This is a genomic window from Psychrobacter sp. GW64-MNA-CIBAN-0177, from assembly GCF_040309585.1.
In the GTDB taxonomy this organism is placed as follows: domain Bacteria; phylum Pseudomonadota; class Gammaproteobacteria; order Pseudomonadales; family Moraxellaceae; genus Psychrobacter; species Psychrobacter okhotskensis.
Genome location: NZ_JBEOOY010000233.1, coordinates 1 through 273 on the forward strand (window position 1 = coordinate 1; position 273 = coordinate 273).

Genomic DNA, 273 nt, shown 5'->3' on the forward strand with positions numbered 1-273 from the left:
GGCACAATGACCCCAAACGATATGCTTTATCTTTTTCATGTAGGATAATTGGCACACCGGCATAAAAACGCAAATAAGGGTCTTCACTGACAGCAGGATGATTGATAAAGCGCTTATCAATCGCCAAATCTGGCACTAAAAACAAGTCATCGGACAAAATAGTATAATTACAAATGGACGCCTCACGTGTGGTAGTACAGGCATCACCAAGACCACGCGGCGATTTAAGGTACTGGGTGTCTTTATCTAAAAAGGTAATGGTCACTATCGGCG

General features: G+C 42.9%; 1 pseudogene. It reads right to left on the reverse strand.

Features of this window, described 5'->3' with window-relative positions:
* Positions 1-273 (reverse strand): annotated as a pseudogene (locus tag AAEY79_RS14890) (GAF domain-containing protein); the annotation flags it as partial.